Here is a 17,106-nt window from a genome sequence, read left to right as displayed (position 1 = left end):
CGCAGGAACTGGGTCAGCAGCACGGCGCCGCTGGTCACGGGTTGCCACAGCAGCAGGGCGGAAGGCGGCTCGGGCGCGCGGCGGGCGGCGTCGAGCGCCAGCAGGGCGCCGAGGCGCAGGCCCCACAGGGCCGGTACTTCCGTCAACCGGTCGCCCAGTTCGCGTTGCAGCCAGCGCCGGGCGCGGGCCACGTCATCGAGCCAGCTTTCCCACGTGGCGTCGCCGAAGTCGCCGGCGCTGTCGCCGCAGCCGTGCAGGTCGATCTGCAGCACGGCGTAACCGTCGGCCGCCAATGCTGCCGCCCCCAGGGCCGCCATGCGGCGGCTCTTGTTCATCTCTTCGGCGAACGGGTGCAGGTAGACGATGGCGCCGCGGCAGGCGTCGTCGGGCGAGGGGGAGTGAGAGGGGGAATGAAAAACGCAGAAGCGGGCATCGGCGCCGCCGTCCAGGAAGAACGGAAGCGGAGGCCGCGCTGCTGCCAGGGGTTTCATGCCGTCTGCTTGAACCGCACGAATTCGGTCAGGCTGCCCAGGGTGGCGAAGGTGTCGGCGCTGATTTCGTCATCGTCGATGGCGAAGCCGAACTGTTCTTCCAGTGCGCCGATCAGCTGCACCACGGCCATCGAATCGAGTTCGGGGATGCTGCCCAGCAGGGCTGACTGCTCGGTCAGGGACGCGCCGGCGGCGCCCAGGCTGAGCACGTCGATGACGATGGCTTTTACTTCTTCTTGCAAACTCATAAACACTCCATGGGGTGGCAGCAGCCGGGCTGCCGGGATTGCGCTTTCAACAACGAATTCGGCAAGTATAACCCGTGCCTGTCCTTTGCGACCAGCAACGGATCGCCTTTTTCAGTTCGTATCAATAAGCCCTGCGACAAGGGCGCCGGCTGTTGTTTTTGGCCCGAAAAAAATGCCAGAATGACCAGAAGTCATGCTTGAATAAGTTGTAAAATGTTAAGGTATTTCGCCCCCGGCCACGCGCTGCGACTTTCACTGGAACAGCTATGCAAGATCTCATCCACGATTTCATCTTCCGTTCCGCGCGCCGCAGCCCCGACGCGGAAGCGCTGGTGCACGGCCAGCGGCGCCTGAGCTATGCGGCCCTGGCCCAACTGGTGCGCAACACGGCCGATGCGCTGCTGGTGCGCGGGCTGGAACGGGGCGAGCGCGTAGCCGTCTACCTGGAAAAAAATGTCGAGAACGTGGCCGCCATGTTCGGCGCCGCCAGCGCCGGCGGCGTCTTCGTGCCCGTCAATCCGCTGCTCAAGCCCGAGCAGGTGGGCTACATCCTGGCCGACTGCAATGTGCGCGTGCTGGTCACGTCGCACGACCGCCTGAAGCTGCTGGCGCCCGTGCTGGCCACGTGCCGCGACCTGCGCCTGGTGCTGGTGACGGGCGCCGCCGCCGAACCGCCGGCCCTGCACGGCGTCGAAGTGCTGGCCTGGGATGACGCGATGGTGCGCGATGGCGCCGTCGCCGTCCCCGCCGCCCACCGCGTCATCGACGGCGACATGGCCGCCATCCTGTACACCTCCGGCAGCACGGGCAAGCCGAAAGGCGTCGTGCTGTCGCACCGGAACATGGTGGCCGGCGCCGTCAGCGTCGCCAGCTACCTGGAGAACACGCCGCAGGACCGAATCCTGGCCGTGCTGCCGCTCAGCTTCGACTACGGCCTGTCGCAGCTGACCACGTCCTTCCACGTGGGTGCGACGGCCGTGCTGATCAACCACCTGCTGCCGCGCGACGTGTTGAATGCCGTCGTGGCCGAGCGCATCACGGGCCTGGCCGCCGTGCCGCCCCTGTGGATCCAGCTGGCGCCGTTGAACTGGCCGGCCGACTGCACGCTGCGCTACCTGACCAATTCCGGCGGCGCCATGCAGCGCCCCACCCTGGACGCGCTGCGCCGTGCCTTGCCGGGTGCGCGTCCGTTCCTGATGTACGGGCTGACGGAGGCCTTCCGCTCCACCTTCCTGCCGCCGGAAGAACTGGACCGCCGCCCCGATTCGATGGGCAAGGCCATCCCGAACGCGGAAGTGATGGTGCTGCGGCCGGACGGCACCGAGTGCGCGCCGGGCGAGCCGGGCGAACTGGTGCACCGGGGCGCGCTGGTGTCGCTGGGTTACTGGAACGACCCCGCCAAGACGGCCGAGCGCTTCAAGCCCATCGCCGCGCGCCATTACGGCCTGCCGCTGACGGAGCTGGCCGTGTGGTCGGGCGACACGGTGCGCAAGGACGAAGACGGTTTCCTGTACTTCATCAGCCGCAACGACGAGATGATCAAGACTTCCGGCTACCGGGTCAGCCCGACCGAGGTGGAGGAGGTGGTGTATGCCCGCGAGCACGTGGCCGAGGCGGCCGCGCTGGGCATCAAGCACCCCGTGCTGGGCCAGGCCATTGTCGTCATCGCCGTGCCGCGCGACGGCGTGGCCCTGACGGCATCGGACCTGCTGGCCGCCTGCAAGCCGCACCTGCCGGCCTACATGCTGCCGCAGAAGGTCATCATCAGCACGGAGACCTTGCCGCGTAACCCGAACGGCAAGATCGACCGCAAGCTGCTGTCGACGCAGTACGAGAACGCCTTCACGGAGGTGGCGTGAACGCCCCGCGCCCGCAGCACGCGCCGCTGACCCAGTTCGCCGTCGCCGACGACTGCCTGCAGGTGGGCGGCATCGCCCTGACGCGCCTGGCCCAGCGGGTCGGCCAGACCCCGTTCTATGCCTACGACCGCGCCGCGCTGACGGCGCGCGTGGCCGAGCTGCGCCAGCACCTGCCCGCCGACGTGCACCTGCACTACGCCATGAAGGCCAACCCCATGCCGGCCGTGGTGCAGCACATGGCGACGCTGGTGGACGGCATCGACGTCGCCTCCGGCGGCGAACTGCGCGTGGCGCTCGATACGCCGATGGACCCGCAACATATCAGCTTCGCAGGCCCCGGCAAGAGCGACGCGGACCTGGCCAGCGCGATTGCCGCCGGCATCGTCATCAACCTGGAATCCGAAGGCGAGATGGAACGGGCCGCCGCCATCGGCGTGAAGCTGGGTATCGCGCCGCGCGTGAACGTGCGCGTCAACCCGGACTTCGAACTGAAATCGTCCGGCATGAAGATGGGCGGCGGGCCGAAACAGTTCGGCGTCGATGCCGAACGGGTGCCGGCCATGCTGGACCGGATCGGCGCGCTGGGCCTGGATTTTTACGGCTTCCACATCTTCAGCGGTTCGCAGAACCTGAAGGTGGCGGCACTGGAGGAAGCGCACGAGAAGACGCTGGCGCTGGCGATCCGGCTGGCCGAGGCGGCGCCGCGGCCGCCCCGCATCGTCAATATCGGCGGCGGCTTCGGCATTCCCTACTTCCCCGGCGAGGAGCGGCTCGACCTGGCCCAGGTAGGCGCCAACCTGGCGCGCCTGCTGGAAGCGGCCCGGCCGCAGCTGGGCGGCGCGCAGATCGTCATCGAACTGGGGCGCTTCCTGGTAGGTGAGGCCGGCGTGTACGTATGCCGCGTGATCGACCGCAAGGAGTCGCGCGGCCACGTCTACCTGGTCACGGATGGCGGCCTGCACCACCACCTGTCCGCCTCGGGCAACTTCGGCCAGGTGATCCGCAAGAACTACCCCGTCGTCATCGGTAACCGGGTGCGGGGCACGCAGCGCGAAAAGGTGTCGGTGGTCGGGCCCCTGTGCACGCCGCTGGACCTGCTGGCCGACCAGATGGAGCTGGCCCACGCCGGGCCGGGCGATCTGGTGGCCGTGCTGCAGTCCGGGGCCTACGGCCTGACGGCCAGCCCGGGTGCCTTCCTCAGCCAGCCGGCCGCGCTGGAAGTATTGGTCTGAACGCTCGTTCGAGCACAAAACAGGAGTCGTCATGAGCGGACTGTGTGGATGGATCGGCCATGGCGCCGGCGAGCGGGACCTGATCGACCGGATGGCCGCGCCGCTGGCGCATTTCGACGGCGCGGCCACGGAAGCGGTCAATGGCAGCCGCAGCGCCGTGGCGGTGGCGGCGTTCGACCATGCGCGCCACCTGCACGTGGCCGATGGCCTGGTCGTGGCCCTGTGGGGGCAGCCGGTGCCGCGCGATGCGGCGCTGGCCGAACTGGCGGCAGCGCGCGGCCTGGCCACGGCGCTGGCGACGCAGTGGCCGAAGGGGCCGGAACACGTGTGCAATGCGCTGGCCGGCGCCTTTACCCTGTGCGTGATCGACGAGCGCAACGGTGAGGCCCTGCTGGCCATCGACCGCATGGGCGTGCAGCCGCTGACGTGGCAGCTGGCCGGCGAGGCACTGCTGTTCGCCACCTCGGCCGATGCGCTGCGGGTGCACCCGCTGGGCCGCACGGAGATCGACGCCCAGGGCATGTACAACTACGTCTACTTCCACATGGTGCCTAGTCCCGGCACCATCTACCGCGACCAGCAACGCCTGCTGCCGGGCGAATTCCTGCACTACCGCCAGGGCCGGGTCGACACGAAACCCTACTGGCGCATGGCCTTCCAGGAAAACGGCACGCGCTCGTTCGAGGAACTGCAGGCCGAATTCATGGCCCAGCTGCGCAACGGCGTGCAGAACGCCAGCTTGGGCGGCAAGGTCGGCGCTTTCCTCAGCGGCGGCACCGACAGCTCCACCATCGCCGGCATCCTGTGCCAGGTGGGCGGCGGCGGCGCCGACACCTACTCGATCGGCTTCGAGGCGCAGGGCTACGACGAGATGGAATACGCCCGCATCGCCTCGCGCCATTTCGGCACGCGCCACCATGAATACTACGTGACGCCGGACGACGTGGCCGCCGCCATCCCGAAGGTGGCCGCCGTGTGCGACCAGCCCTTCGGCAATGCCTCGGCGGTGCCGGCCTACTACTGCGCGCGCATGGCCCGCGCCGACGGCATCACGCGCATGCTGGGCGGCGACGGCGGCGACGAACTGTTCGGCGGCAACGAGCGCTACGCCAAGCAGCACGTGTTCGCCCTGTACGACCGCGTGCCGCAACTGCTGCGCAAGGCCCTGCTGGAACCGGCCGTGTTCAACTTCCCCGGCGGCGAACGGGTGCGCCTGCTGCGCAAGGCGCGCAGCTATATCGAGCAGGCCTCGGTGGGCATGCCGGCGCGGCTGGAAACCTACAACCTGCTGGGCCGCTACGGCCCCCAGCAGGTCTTCACGGACGACTTCCTGGCCGGGACCGACGTCGGCCAGCCGCTGGCATCGCTGGCGCGCACCTATGGCCAGAGCGAAGCGAAAAGCCTGATCAACCGCATGCTGGCGCTGGACCTGAAGATCACCCTGGCCGACAACGACCTGCCGAAGGTGATGAAGGCGTGCGAGCTGGCCGGCGTGGAAGTGGCCTTCCCCTTCCTGGACGACGCCATGGTGGCCTTCTCGGCCACCTTGACGCCGCAGCAGAAGCTGAACGGCACGCAGCTGCGCTGGTTCTTCAAGAAGGCGCTGACGGGCTTCCTGCCGGACCAGATCATCACGAAGCAGAAGCACGGCTTCGGCCTGCCGTTCGGCGTCTGGCTGCAGCAGCACAAGCCCCTGCAGGAGCTGGCCAGCGACAGCCTGCACGACCTGAAAAAGCGCGGCATCGTGCGCGGCGCGTTCATCGAGCAGCTGGTCGGCCAGCACCTGTCCGAACACGCCGGTTACCACGGCACCATGGTGTGGGTGCTGATGATGCTGGAGCAGTGGTTCAGCCAGCGCGAGCATTGAGCCGCCGCGCTGCGCGGATACGACACTTTCCTTATTTGCCGCTTCTCACGGATTGATTCCGCGAATCAACCATGAGACTATTGCCTGGTTATCAAAAAATCCACAACCGGGAGATACCATGCGAGAGCGCCTGCCGCGTCGTCGCGCGCCACGGCGCGCCCAGCTGCTGTTCTCGCTCTGCATTTCCTCCCTCGTGCTGGCCGGCTGCGGCGGCGAAACGGCCGACCAGTTGTACGCCCGCGCCCAACAGTATGAAAACAAGGGCCAGCACCAGGCCGCCATCATCGAACTGAAGAACGCGCTGCAGGCCGAGCCGGACCGGGCCCCCGCGCGCCTGCTGCTGGGCCAGGTCTACCTGCGTACCGGCCAGGCCGCTGCCGCCGAGAAGGAATTGCGCCGCGCGCTGCAGGCCGGTGCGTCGGCGGCTACCGTACTACCCCTGCTGGCGCAAAGCCTGCTGGACCAGGGCAGGCCGCGCGCCGTGCTGGAGGAATTCGCCAGCGTTGGCCTCGACGACGACAGCCTGCTGCGCGTGCGCGGCGACTCCTCGCTGGCAACGGGCCAATTGCAGCAGGCCCACCGCTTCTACACCCGGGTGCTGGCAAAATTCCCGGGCGATGCCGCGGCCCTGGTCGGCCTGGCGCGGCACAGCCTGGCCACGGGTGACACGGCGGCGGCCCAGCGCCATGCCGACGCCGCCGTGCTGCGCCAGCCTGCCAACGGCGCCGCCTGGCTGTTCAAGGGGCAGCTCGCACGCCACCTGGGCGACACCGCTGGCGCCGTCGCGGCCGCACGCCGCGCCGTGGCCCTGGCGCCGGACAACATCCCAGCTCACGTACTGCTGGCCCAGCTGCTGATCGCCCAGAACCGGTTCGACGAAGCCAAGGCCGCGCTCGACGGCGCCGGCAAGGCGGGGCAGGGCAGCATCGCCGTCGTCTACACGCGCGGCGTGCTGGCCATGGCCCAGCAGCGTTACCAGGAGGCGCTCGATGCCAGTCGCCAGGTGCTCAAGGGCGTGCCCGACTACTGGCCTGCCGTGCTGCTGGCCGGGACGGCGCACGCCGCGCTCGGTTCGGTGCCGCAGGCGGAAGAACAGCTGCGCCGCTATCTCGACAAGTACCCCCGCAACGACGCCGTGCGTAACCTGCTGGCGCGCACCCTGCTGCAGGGCAGCCGCCCCCAGGAAGCGCTGGCGGCGCTGAAGTCGGCCGCGTCGCAAGCCGATGCGCAAGCCCTGTTCATCGCCGGCGAAAGCCGGCTGGCGCTGGGCGACTATGCCAGCGCCACGCGCGACCTGGAACAGGCCGTCGAACTGGCACCGGGCCTGGCCCCGGCCCGCAGCGCGCTGGGCCTGAGCCGGCTGGCGCAGGGGCAGGTGAGCGATGGCCTCGCCGACCTGGAGGCAGCGGCCGGCCGCGACGGCACGGCGCGCGCCGCGCTGGTGCTGGCCGCATCCAGCCTGCGCCTGGGAGACTATGACAAGGTGCTGGCCACGACGGCGGCGATCCAGGCGAAGCAGCCGGACAACCTGCTGTCCTGGCAACTGGCCGGCGCGGCCCGGCTGGCCAAGGGTGACGTGGCGGGCGCGCGCGGCGCCTTTACCCGGGCGGCGACCATCGACCCGGCCTTCCTGCCGGCCGTGCTGGGCCTGGTCCAGGTGGCCGACCGCGACGGCCAGCCGGAAGTGGCGCGGCGCCAGCTGGAAGCCTTCGCCAAGGCCCAGCCGCGCCAGGTCGGCGTGCTGCATGCGCTGGCGAACCAGGCGCAGGCGCAGGGCCGGGCGCTTGACGCCCTGCGCTGGCTGGAACAGGCCAACGGCATCGACGACGTCTCGCCCCTGTCGGCCATCCTGCTGGGCAGGCACTACCTGCAAGGCAAGCAGGCCAGGCTGGCCGAGAAGGCCGTCACGGTGCTGCGGCAGGCCCGTATTGCCCATCCCGCCAGTGCCGAGCTGCTCGACGCCCTCGGCCAGGCCCAGCTGGCGGCGGGGCGGGACGCCGATGCGCTGGAGACGTACGACCAGCTGGCCGCTGCGCTGCCGGGCGACCCGCGTCCCTATGTGGCGCTGGCCCGGGCGCAAGCAGGTGTGGGCAACGACGCTGCCGCCGAGCGCGCCTTACAGCAGGCCGTGGCGATCCGGCCCGATTATCTGCCCGCCAACGAAGACCTGCTGGCCCTGGCCGACCGGCTGCAGCACCCTGCGCTGGCCGAACAGGTATTGACCCGCTTGCAGAAGCAGCCGGCCAATGCCGCCGTCGGCCATGCGCGGGCGGCGCAGCGGCTGGAACAGGCGGGCCGGACCGACGCTGCGCTGGCCGCCTACGAACGGGCCCTGAAGGGTGCCGACGAGCCTGGTCTCGCAGTGAAACGGGACCAATTGCTGCGCCAGCTGGGCCGGCACGGACAGGCCGACATGGCCTTGAAAGCGTGGCAGCATGCGCATCCGGACGATTCCACGGTAGCGTTGTATGCGGCACAGTTGCCAAATGCTAGCAACGCCAGATTGCTTGCAATTGCGCAATTAGAAGCCATACTGAAGAAAGCGCCTGAAAATCCCGTTGTGTTGAACAATCTGGCGTGGGCTTACCAGCAACAAGGCGACAGGCGCGCGCTGGCAACGGCGCAACAGGCCTACCGCCTCAACGCCAGCCCACCCATTGCCGACACCCTGGGCTGGATTCTCGTCACGGCCGGCAGGACCGGCGAAGGCATCGACCTCCTGCAAAAAGCCGTGGCCGGCGCGCCCGCCGAGTCCGAGTTCCGCTATCACCTCGGTTATGCTCTCAATCAATCTGGCCAGCGGGAAAATGCACGTAAACATCTGCAAATAGCTGTATCTTCTGGGAAAACTTTCAAAGAAGTGAATGTTGCCAGAGCATTGCTTAAAGGACTTGAATAACTTAGTATCTGGTACCGTTCGGTCCGGCGTCCCGGCGCAGCGCGTCGGACCTGACATGGTACCAGCCCTTGATTGGCTTAAATCCTGCCCCTTTTGACAGGGGCAGCGGTACCATCGGAGGATGCATCCATGAGTCGCAAAGCAGCTCCACCAGAAGACGAAATCGCCGTCAGCGATATCGCGGCTTCTGAAACAATGCCAACGCGCGCTGCGTTTCCCACCGACGACGAAGTTCCTGCGGACATGCAGGATTTAGTTACCGACGAGAAAACTTTTGGTGTGCGCATGATCGATACTCCCCAAGGGCGAAGTCAAGCCAGCCTGCTGATCAACAAGATGTACGCCTGGCGTGGCTACGCCGGCACCCACAAGTTCACGGACGACCCGAACCGCATCACGCTGACTGCCAGCGATCGCGGCACCGTGGTCGGCACCCTGACCCTGGGCCTCGATTCGCCCATCGGCATCCTGGCCGACGAGATCTTCAAGGAAGAGATCGACGTGTACCGGAACCAGGGCGCCAAGGTGTGCGAAATCACCAAGCTGGCCTTCGACGTGACAGGCGAATCGCGCCAGTCGATGGCGTCGCTGTTCCACCTGTCCGTGATCTATGCGCGCGACCTGCACCAGTGCACGCACATCTTTATCGAAGTCAATCCGCGCCACCGCCGCTTCTACGAGCACATGCTGGGCTTCAAGCGCCTGGGTGCGCCGAAGAACAACCCGCGCGTGAACGCGCCGGCCTACCTGCTGTGCGTCGACCTGGCCTATGTGACGGAGCAGATCGCCCTGTACGGCGGCCTGGGGCCGTCCTCCGGCGTGCGCTCGTTCTATCCGCTGTTCTATTCGGAACGCGAAGAACGGGGCCTGATCAACCGTATCAAGCAGATGCAATGAGCACTGCGGCCTTTTCCTACGACCAGGCATTTTCGCGCAATATCGGCTGGGTCACGCAATCGGAGCAGGACGCCCTGCGGGGCAAGCGCGTGGCCATCGCCGGGGCCGGCGGCGTGGGCTTCATCCACCTCGTCACCCTGGCGCGGCTGGGTATCGGCTCCTTCCATATCGCCGACTTCGACCAGTTCGATTTCCCCAACTTCAACCGCCAGGCCGGCGCCTTCGTGTCGACGGTGGGGCAGGACAAGGTCGTCGTTGCCGAGCGCACCGTGCACGACATCAATCCCGGTGCGACCGTCAAGGTGTTCCCGCAGGGGATCAACGCGGGCAATATGGCCGACTTCCTCGACGGCGTCGACCTGTACGTGGACGCGCTGGACTTCTTCGCCTTCGACGCCCGCCAGCAGGTGTTCGCCCAGTGCGCCAGGCGGGGCATACCGGCCACCACGGCCGCGCCGCTGGGCATGAGCGTGGCGCTGATGAATTTCCTGCCGGGGCACATGACGTTCGAGGAGTATTTCCAGTGGGGCGACCGGCCCGAGCTGGAGAAAGCCCTGCGCTTCATGGTGGGCCTGTCGCCGGCCGGCCTGCACCGGCCTTACCTGGTGGTGCCGGAGGCGGTCAACCTGAAGGAACGCCGCGGCCCATCCACCGTGATGGCCTGCCAGCTGTGTGCTGGCGTCATCGGCACCCAGGCCGTCAAGATCCTGCTCAAGCGAGGCCGTGTGCTGGCCGCACCCCACGGCATGCAGTACGACGCCTACCGCGACAAGCTGGTACGCACGTGGCGCCCCGGCGGCAACAGCAACCCATTGCAGCGCATCGCGCTGGCCGTGGGCAAGCGCATGTTCGCCCGCGCCATCGCGGATGCGCAGTAGGGCCCGCCGCCGAGGTGTCGGAATTCTTTACAGTAGCGTTTTCGACAAGTTCCCACAATCCGCTAACTCTTTGATTTGCCTCAAGTCTCCTGGCCTGGCCCGCTTCCTGCTTAATGTAGATCAAACCGCCTTCCGCGGTTGAGAAGGCAACGCTAAGCCAGTCCAATCCAGGAGATTCCCATGAAATTCTTTGCACGTAAACATATCGCTGCTGCTGCCGTCGCGCTGGCTTCGATGTCGGTTGCATCCCAGGCGCTGGCAGATGCGCCAAACTTCACGATCGACCCGACCGCCCTGCCAGGCGTGAACCTGTACGCGCCCTTCGTGGCCAACCAGATTTCCGGCAGCTCGTCGGAACTGCTGCAAACGGTGGGCAACACCCACAGCGGCAGCGGCTGGCTGACCTTCGGCTCGTTCTCGCTGGGCGGCTCGTCGATCGACTCGGCCACCACCGGTATCGGCGGTGTCGGCGGTTACCGGCTCTACGTCACCTTCGAACTGAAGGACGTGTACCGTCCAGGCACGGGTCTGCCGGGCCAGGAGTTCATCAACGGCAACGGTACCTTCAACGACCTGACCCAGCTGGACTTCAAGTTCTACGCCGACCCAGGCCGTAACACGACGTTCCAGAACGCCAACGCCAACACCAATACGTCCGCCAGCGTGACCGGCGTCCAGGGCGACGACATCCTGCTGGCTGTCGGCAACCTGATCGACGGCGTGTCGGGCTTCAACGAAGAAGGCGGCGCCACCTTCAACGCCACCCAGAACTTCGCCCTGTGCTCCGGCGCCGGTACCGCGACCCTGGGCGGCGCTGCCGCCACGGGCGACCTGGCCACCCTGGCCAGCGACTGCGACAATGCCATCGGTTCGGCCTTCTTCGCCGAACCGAACCCGTTCTTCGCACTGGCCTTCGACGCGTTCAACAACACGCGCCAGGGCGTCATCATCAACGGTGACCTGGTGTCGATCAACAACGCCAGCGGCACCGTCGACTTCAACGGCGTACCGGAACCAGGCACCCTGGCGCTGCTGGGCCTGGGCATGGTCGGCCTGGCCGCATCGACCCGCCGCCGCAAGAACTGATCCGGATCTCGCCGGACCGCAGGCAGCCCGCTTCCCGGGCTGCTTTTTTTTGCGCCTGTCGATTTTCTTTACAGTTGAGTGAGCAACAGCGGGGCGGAATGGATAAGTGTTTGATTTGTCTCAAACAATAAATCGTGGTCCGGTTTGTGCTTCATCAATAGGCCGTTCAACCAACAGGGCCAGGCACCGGCTCAATGGAGATAATCTTGAAATCCACAACGAAAAAACGTATTGCCACGATGGTGGCCGCGCTTGCCGCGGCCTGTGCGAGCTCCCAGGTGCTGGCGGATGCTCCCGTCTTTGAAGTCAACCCGCAGGCCCTGCCGGGGGTGTCGCTGTATTCGCAGTTCGCCGCCAACCAGATCACGGGCAGCACGTCGACCTTGCTGCAAACGGTGGGCAATACCAACGTCGGCTCGGGCTGGCTCAGCTTCGGCTCGTTCTCGCTGAACGGCTCCACGCTCGATTCGGCGACGACGGGCGTGGGCGGCGTCGGCGGTTACCGGCTGTACGTCACGTTCGAACTGAGCGAAACCTACCGCGAAGGCACGGGCTTTGCAGGCCAGCAGCACATCAACGGTGCCGGTACCGTCAATGACCTGACCAGGCTCGACATCAAGTTCTACGCCGACCCGACCCGCAACACCACCTTCGCCAAGGCCAATGCCAACACGGGCGCGCGCGCCACGGTGGGGGGCGTTACCAATGACGATATCCTGCTGGGCGTGGGCAGCCTGCTGGGCGGCATCTCCGGCTACAACGATCAGGGCGGCGCCGGCATCAACTCGACGCAGAGCTTTGCCCTGTGCTCCGGTGCCGGCACGGCCAGCCAGGGCGGCGTTGCCGTCGGTGGCGCGCTGGGAGCGCTGGGCGCGGCCTGCACCAGCGGCGTCGGCGAGGCCTTCTTTGCCGAGCCCGATCCGTTCTACACACTGGCCTTCGATGCGTTCAACAACACGCGCCAGGGCGTGCTGATGCGGGGTAACCTGATCTCGATCAACAATGCCGCCGGCAATGTCGACTTCAACCTGGCGCCGGTACCGGAACCGGGCACCTATGCCATGCTGGGCGCCGGCCTGGCCGTGCTGGCGGTCTCTGCCCGCCGCCACCGCAAAACCTGATACAGTGGCCGCAGCACACGGCCCGCGCCCTGCGGGCCGTGTTCCCAGCCACGTGACGGGACCCAAACTTGAGCACCCAATTCATCGACGACCTGGTGGCCGCCGCCGTGCGCGCGCCATCGGCGGACAATTCGCAGCCCTTCCAGCTGCAGTGGGACGGGCGCGCGCTGCAGATCCGCCACGCCGTGCGCCACCCTGAATACAACGTCTTCGGCCCCGACAGTCATGCCACCCTGCTGTCCATCGGCACGCTGGTCGAAACCCTGCAGCAATTGCTGACCGCCAACGGCGTGACGGCCACCTTGCAGTGGGGCAGCCCGGATGGCCAGCCGTATGCGACCCTGGTGCCGGACAGCCTGCCGGCCGCGTTCACGCCCGTGTCGGCGGTATTGCAACGCCATACCAACCGCCAGCCGTACCGGCGCGATGCGCTGGTGCCGGAAGTGCTGGCGGCGACGGGCACCCTGGCCGAAGGGGGCAACCGCATCACCCTGTTGCAGGACGGTCCGGGCCGCAAGCGCCTGGTCGACGCCGTGCTGCGCAGCGCGGAAGCGCGCTTCTGCAACCGCCGGCTGCACGAGTGGCTGATCGGCAGCCTGCGCCGCACGCCCGCCGAGGTCGCCAGCGGCGACGGCCTCGACGTGGCCACGCTAGGCCTGCCGCCCGGCGGCGCCATGTTGCTGGATTTTATTGCCAACTGGCGTCGCATGGAATTCCTCAACGGCCTGGGCGCGTACAAGCTGCTGGCCCGCTCGGAAATCGCGCTGATCGCCCAGGCGCCGGTGCTGCTGTGCCTGACGGGACCGTCCAGCAGCGAGGGCGTGCTGGCGGCCGGGCAGTTACTGGCGCGGGTGTGGATGCAGCTGAACCAGCATGGCGTGGCCGTCCATCCGTATTACGTGGTGACGGACCAGGTCAGCCGCCTGCACGACGGCACCCTGGCAGCCGGCTTCGAGGACACGATCCGCGCCGTCGAAGGCGACCTGGCACGCCAGCTCGGCCTGGCGCCGGGCGAGCGGCTGCAGATGATCCTGCGGCTGGGCTATCCACGCAAGCCGGTGGCGGCGCTGTCGCGCCGCCTGCCTTTGGCGGAACTGTTCCGGAAAACCGCCTAGCTTAAAGCTGCTGCAACAACCCCCGCACGGCGGCGGCATCGCTGAAGTTCGGTGCCTGCGCCAGCGGCGTCAGTTCCTTGCGGGCGGAGTCGCGGTCGCCGGCCTTGGCCAGGGCCGCGCCCAGGTGATAGCGCACCGCCATGGCTTGCGGCATTTTCTCGGCCGCCTTGCGCAGCAGCGGCACGGCCCGGGCCGTGTCGCCCCGCTCGACCAGGATCCAGCCCAAGGTGTCGAGCACGACGCCGTCTTCCGGCGCCAGCTTGTAGGCCTGCTCGGCATGGCCCAGTGCGCGGCTGTCCTTGACGCCTTGCATGGCCCAGGCCAGGCCCGTCAGGGCCTGTACATTGCGGGGCGCCAGCGCCAGCGCCGCTTCGAAGTGGGGCAGCGACTGCCGTGCCAGGTCCGAGGCCCGGGCCGAATTGCCCAGGTACAGGCGCACGTCCAGCGCTTCCTTCGGGTGCTTGTCCAGCCAGGCTGCCAGGCGCGTGTTCGCTTCCTGCTCCTGGCCCGCCACCGACAGGGCCACCACCATCTTGATCAGCATCGTGGCCGCGTCGCTGATGCCCAGGGCCTGCTCGTAGGCCTTGGCCGCGGCGGCCGGCTTGTTCTGGGCGCGCAGCACGTCGCCTTCCAGCGCCAGGCCCAGCACCTTGCCGTCCGGCTTGGCCTGCATGCGGCGGGCCGTGGCGATGGCGGCGTCATAGGCACCGTTGCCGATGTCCAGGGTGGCCTGGGCCAGCTGGGCATCTCGGTACTCCGGCTCGATCGCCAGCGACCGTTTCAGCGATGCCGCCGCCGACGGCCCCTTGCCCTGGGCCATATACGATTGCGCCACCCGGTAGTGAGCCACCGCCGAATTGGGCCGCACGGCCGCCAGCTTGCTGTAGCTCTCCAGCGCGGCGTCGTAGTCGCCGTTGGCGAAGTGGATCTGGCCGACCAGGTCGATCACGTCCGGTTCGGCCGGGTGGCTCACCTGCAGCGCGCGTGCCAGTTTCAGGGCCCGCTCGCGCTCGCCGTTGTACATATACTGCCCGGCCAGCAGCACGCCCGGCTGCAGCGCTTCCGGATGGTCGCGCTGGGCCTGTTCCAGGGCCTTGGTGGCCTCGACGCGGTGGCCCTGCGCCATTTCCAGGTTGGCCAGTGCCAGTTGCGCGGGCAGGTTGTTCTTGTTGCGGGCGATGAAGTTCTTGAACTGCTGCTTGGCCGCTTCCGGCTTCTTCGCGTTCAGGTCGAGCTGGGCCAGGTTTTCCGCCGCCTGCCAGTAGGCCGGGTCCAAGGTCAGCGCTTTCTCGAAGCTGGCACGGGCCGCCGGCAGGTTGCGCAGCCCCAGGTTGACGGCGCCTTCCAGGTTGCTGGCCAGCGCACTGCCGGGTTTTTGCTGTTGCAACTGCCGTACTGCCGCCATGGCTTTCGCGTAGTCCTTCTGGCGCAGGTAGACATTGACCAGCAGCGCGGCCGGGCGCTCGGCCTTCGCGTCGATGGCGACGGCCTTGGACAGTTCGGCAATGGCGTCGTCGTTGCGGTTCTGCATCATGGCGGCGACACCGAGCGCCGTGTGCGTGTCGGCCGCGCCGGGGGCGATGGCCCTGGCCTGGCCGAAGTAGCCGGCTGCCTGGCCGTAATCCTTGCGCTGCATGGCGCCGTTGCCGGCGATAAGGTACAGCTCGGCATCGTTTGGCGCCGCCTTCAGGGCCGGCGCCAGCACGGCTTTCATCTCGTCCGGATTGCCCGTCTTCAGTTGCGTGGCGGCCAGCATCTTGCGGGCATACAGGTTATCCGGCTGGAATTCGAGGTAATTGCGGAAGTGCTGTTCGGCCTGGGCCGTGGCGCCCAGCGCATACTGGATGGCGCCCGCCATCAGCACGCTGGGCATATGCTTCGGCGCCGTGCTGAGCACGGCCTGCACGGCGTCGAGCGCCTGGCGGTAGCGGCCCTGCACATAGTCGAGCCGGGCCTGGGCATAGAACAGCGCCAGCGAACGGGGCGTGGCCTTGCGCACGGCGTCCAGCTCGGCTTTGGCCTGGTCGTATTTGCCGTCGCCGATGGCGATATGGGCCTTCATCAGGTGGGCCATCGCATGCTGCGGCTTCTGCGCCAGCACCTTGTCGTAGACGGCGACGGCCGCGCTGTCCTTGTTGGCCGCGCGCAGCAGCTCCGCTTCGAACATCAGTGCGTCGATATGGGTGGGCCGGCTGGCCAGCGCCTTCGCCACCAGCGCATTGGCGTCGGCGGCGTCGCCGGTCATCAGCGCATGGCGGGCGCGGCCGAGCAGCGCATCGGCGTCGTTGGGCGCCGCCTTCAAGGCCGCATCGAAGGCGTCGCGGGCGGCGTCGCGCTGGCCCAGGTCGAGGTGGGCGCGTCCGCGCAGGGTCCACACGGCCGCCGTCGGCGCCGGCGTGTCCTTCAGTTCGTCCAGCACGCGCTGCGGCTGGCTTTGCGTCATCAGGGCCTCGGCCAGCTCGACGCGCAGCCGCGTTTCCGCGATGCCCAGCGCGCGGGCCCGGCGCAGTTCCTTCTCGGCCGAGACGGCATCGTTCATGTCGTTGTACAACTGCCCCAGCAGCAGCCGCACTTCGCCATCCGTGGGCTTCTTGGCGGCGGCGTTCTTCAGCTGGATCAGGGCCGCCTTTTCTTCGCCCTTGGCCATGTATTGGCGGGCATCGCTGACGAGCTGGTCCGGGTTGTCGGACTTGCCGCAGGCAGCCAGCAGCGTGGCCAGCGCCACCGAGCAGGCGATCGAGGCGGTGCGTCGTTTGAGGGGCAGCGTCATGACTGGATTCTCCAACTGAACTTGCTAAATTGACTAGGTTTCAGTGTGCCAGTGTACTGCAAAGACGATGCTGGAAAGATATTAATTTTGTGTGCTTGTGGCGCTCAGGCGACTCGACGGCAGGCCAGGAAATGCCGTGGGCAGGCGCTGCGCCGCTGCCGCCGGTGCCGGCGCCCGGTAGGCATGCACGGGTGTGCTGTACAGGCTGGCGATGCGCTGCACATACGCCCGCGTCTCCGGGAACGGCGGCACGCCGCCATGCCGCCGGACGGCGTTTTCCCCCGCGTTGTAGGCCGCCGCCACGAGGCGCACGTCGTTATTGAACCGCACCAGCAGCCAGCGCAGGTAAGCCATGCCGCCGCGCACGTTCGACTCGGGATCGAAGGCGTCGACGACACCGAAGCGCCGCGCCGTGTCGGGAATCAGCTGCATCAGGCCCTGGGCGTTGCGGGGCGACACGGCATTCGGCCGAAAGCCGGACTCGACGGCGATAATGGCCAGCGCCAGCGCCGGATCGATCTGGTAGCGCGGTGCCAGGCGTTCGACCAGGCGGCGCACGGCCGTGCTGGAGGGCGGGTACGCGGGCACTGCGGCCGGCTCGGCGGGCACGACGGGAACGACGGCGGCAGCGACGGCCGCGGCC

General features: G+C 67.6%; 13 protein-coding genes. 9 read left to right on the top strand and 4 right to left on the bottom strand.

The features are described 5' to 3' along the window. On the bottom strand, window positions 1–491 hold a 491-nt coding region (locus GM672_RS24190), incomplete at its 3' end, for a serine aminopeptidase domain-containing protein (protein WP_211517418.1). Then, window positions 488–739: an acyl carrier protein gene (locus GM672_RS24185; protein ID WP_155473087.1), complete on the bottom strand. Its 252-nt coding sequence runs from the start codon at window positions 737–739 to the stop codon at window positions 488–490. The genes GM672_RS24185 and GM672_RS24190, both read right to left, overlap by 4 nt. A gap of 266 nt (window positions 740–1,005) precedes the next feature. Here GM672_RS24185 and GM672_RS24180 point away from each other — a divergent pair, with 266 nt between their 5' ends. From GM672_RS24180 to GM672_RS24140, 9 genes are all read left to right on the top strand, one after another. Beyond that, window positions 1,006–2,598 carry an acyl-CoA ligase (AMP-forming), exosortase A system-associated gene (locus GM672_RS24180; protein WP_155473086.1) on the top strand — a complete coding sequence of 531 codons (1,593 nt, stop codon included), beginning with the start codon at window positions 1,006–1,008 and terminating at the stop codon, window positions 2,596–2,598. After that, entirely contained in the window at window positions 2,595–3,830 is a 1,236-nt protein-coding gene (locus GM672_RS24175) for a pyridoxal-dependent decarboxylase, exosortase A system-associated (RefSeq protein ID WP_170300220.1), read from the top strand. Before GM672_RS24180 ends, GM672_RS24175 begins: the two co-directional genes overlap by 4 nt. Before the next feature lie 31 nt (window positions 3,831–3,861). Then, window positions 3,862–5,697, top strand: coding sequence for an asparagine synthetase B family protein (locus GM672_RS24170; RefSeq protein WP_155473085.1), 1,836 nt, complete (start codon window positions 3,862–3,864; stop codon window positions 5,695–5,697). A 118-nt stretch (window positions 5,698–5,815) separates the two neighbouring features. Continuing rightward, on the top strand, window positions 5,816–8,596 hold the full coding sequence (gene prsT, locus GM672_RS24165; protein ID WP_155473084.1) for an XrtA/PEP-CTERM system TPR-repeat protein PrsT: 2,781 nt from the start codon (window positions 5,816–5,818) through the stop codon (window positions 8,594–8,596). Between the two features lie 285 nt (window positions 8,597–8,881). Continuing rightward, entirely contained in the window at window positions 8,882–9,493 is a 612-nt protein-coding gene (locus GM672_RS24160; RefSeq protein ID WP_229417918.1) for an N-acyl amino acid synthase FeeM domain-containing protein, read from the top strand. Then, window positions 9,490–10,371, top strand: coding sequence for a ThiF family adenylyltransferase (locus tag GM672_RS24155; RefSeq protein WP_155473083.1), 882 nt, complete (start codon window positions 9,490–9,492; stop codon window positions 10,369–10,371). Before GM672_RS24160 ends, GM672_RS24155 begins: the two co-directional genes overlap by 4 nt. Window positions 10,372–10,551: 180 nt before the next feature. Further along, window positions 10,552–11,457, top strand: a complete 906-nt coding sequence (pepA, locus tag GM672_RS24150) for a flocculation-associated PEP-CTERM protein PepA (protein WP_155473082.1) — start codon at window positions 10,552–10,554, stop codon at window positions 11,455–11,457. Window positions 11,458–11,663: 206 nt separating this feature from the next. Beyond that, a complete protein-coding gene (gene pepA / locus GM672_RS24145) occupies window positions 11,664–12,578 on the top strand; it encodes a flocculation-associated PEP-CTERM protein PepA (protein ID WP_170300219.1) in 915 nt (304 codons plus the stop codon). A gap of 68 nt (window positions 12,579–12,646) precedes the next feature. Then, the gene (locus GM672_RS24140) at window positions 12,647–13,693 is read left to right on the top strand and encodes a nitroreductase family protein (protein WP_155473080.1); all 1,047 of its coding nucleotides are present in this window, start codon (window positions 12,647–12,649) and stop codon (window positions 13,691–13,693) included. Window position 13,694: 1 nt separating this feature from the next. Here the strand turns inward: GM672_RS24140 and prsT (GM672_RS24135) are convergent, their stop codons facing one another. Both prsT (GM672_RS24135) and GM672_RS24130 read right to left on the bottom strand, forming a co-directional pair. Continuing rightward, complete coding sequence (gene prsT, locus GM672_RS24135; protein ID WP_155473079.1) at window positions 13,695–16,463, bottom strand: XrtA/PEP-CTERM system TPR-repeat protein PrsT; 2,769 nt, start codon at window positions 16,461–16,463, stop codon at window positions 13,695–13,697. 81 nt (window positions 16,464–16,544) lie between these two features. Then, the coding region (locus GM672_RS24130) for a lytic transglycosylase domain-containing protein (protein WP_155473078.1) at window positions 16,545–17,106 on the bottom strand (562 nt) is incomplete at its 5' end.

Source organism: Pseudoduganella buxea (genome assembly GCF_009720835.1).
Classification (GTDB): domain Bacteria; phylum Pseudomonadota; class Gammaproteobacteria; order Burkholderiales; family Burkholderiaceae_D; genus Rugamonas; species Rugamonas buxea.
This window is presented reverse-complemented; position numbering and strand designations above follow the sequence as displayed.

Coding starts and splice junctions, on each gene's coding strand:
- GM672_RS24185 (WP_155473087.1), bottom strand. CDS start 739: ATGAGTTTGCAAGAAGAAGTAAAAGCCATCGTCATCGACGTGCTCAGC.
- pepA (WP_155473082.1), top strand. CDS start 10,552: ATGAAATTCTTTGCACGTAAACATATCGCTGCTGCTGCCGTCGCGCTG.
- GM672_RS24160 (WP_229417918.1), top strand. CDS start 8,882: ATGATCGATACTCCCCAAGGGCGAAGTCAAGCCAGCCTGCTGATCAAC.
- GM672_RS24155 (WP_155473083.1), top strand. CDS start 9,490: ATGAGCACTGCGGCCTTTTCCTACGACCAGGCATTTTCGCGCAATATC.
- GM672_RS24180 (WP_155473086.1), top strand. CDS start 1,006: ATGCAAGATCTCATCCACGATTTCATCTTCCGTTCCGCGCGCCGCAGC.
- prsT (WP_155473079.1), bottom strand. CDS start 16,463: ATGACGCTGCCCCTCAAACGACGCACCGCCTCGATCGCCTGCTCGGTG.
- GM672_RS24170 (WP_155473085.1), top strand. CDS start 3,862: ATGAGCGGACTGTGTGGATGGATCGGCCATGGCGCCGGCGAGCGGGAC.
- prsT (WP_155473084.1), top strand. CDS start 5,816: ATGCGAGAGCGCCTGCCGCGTCGTCGCGCGCCACGGCGCGCCCAGCTG.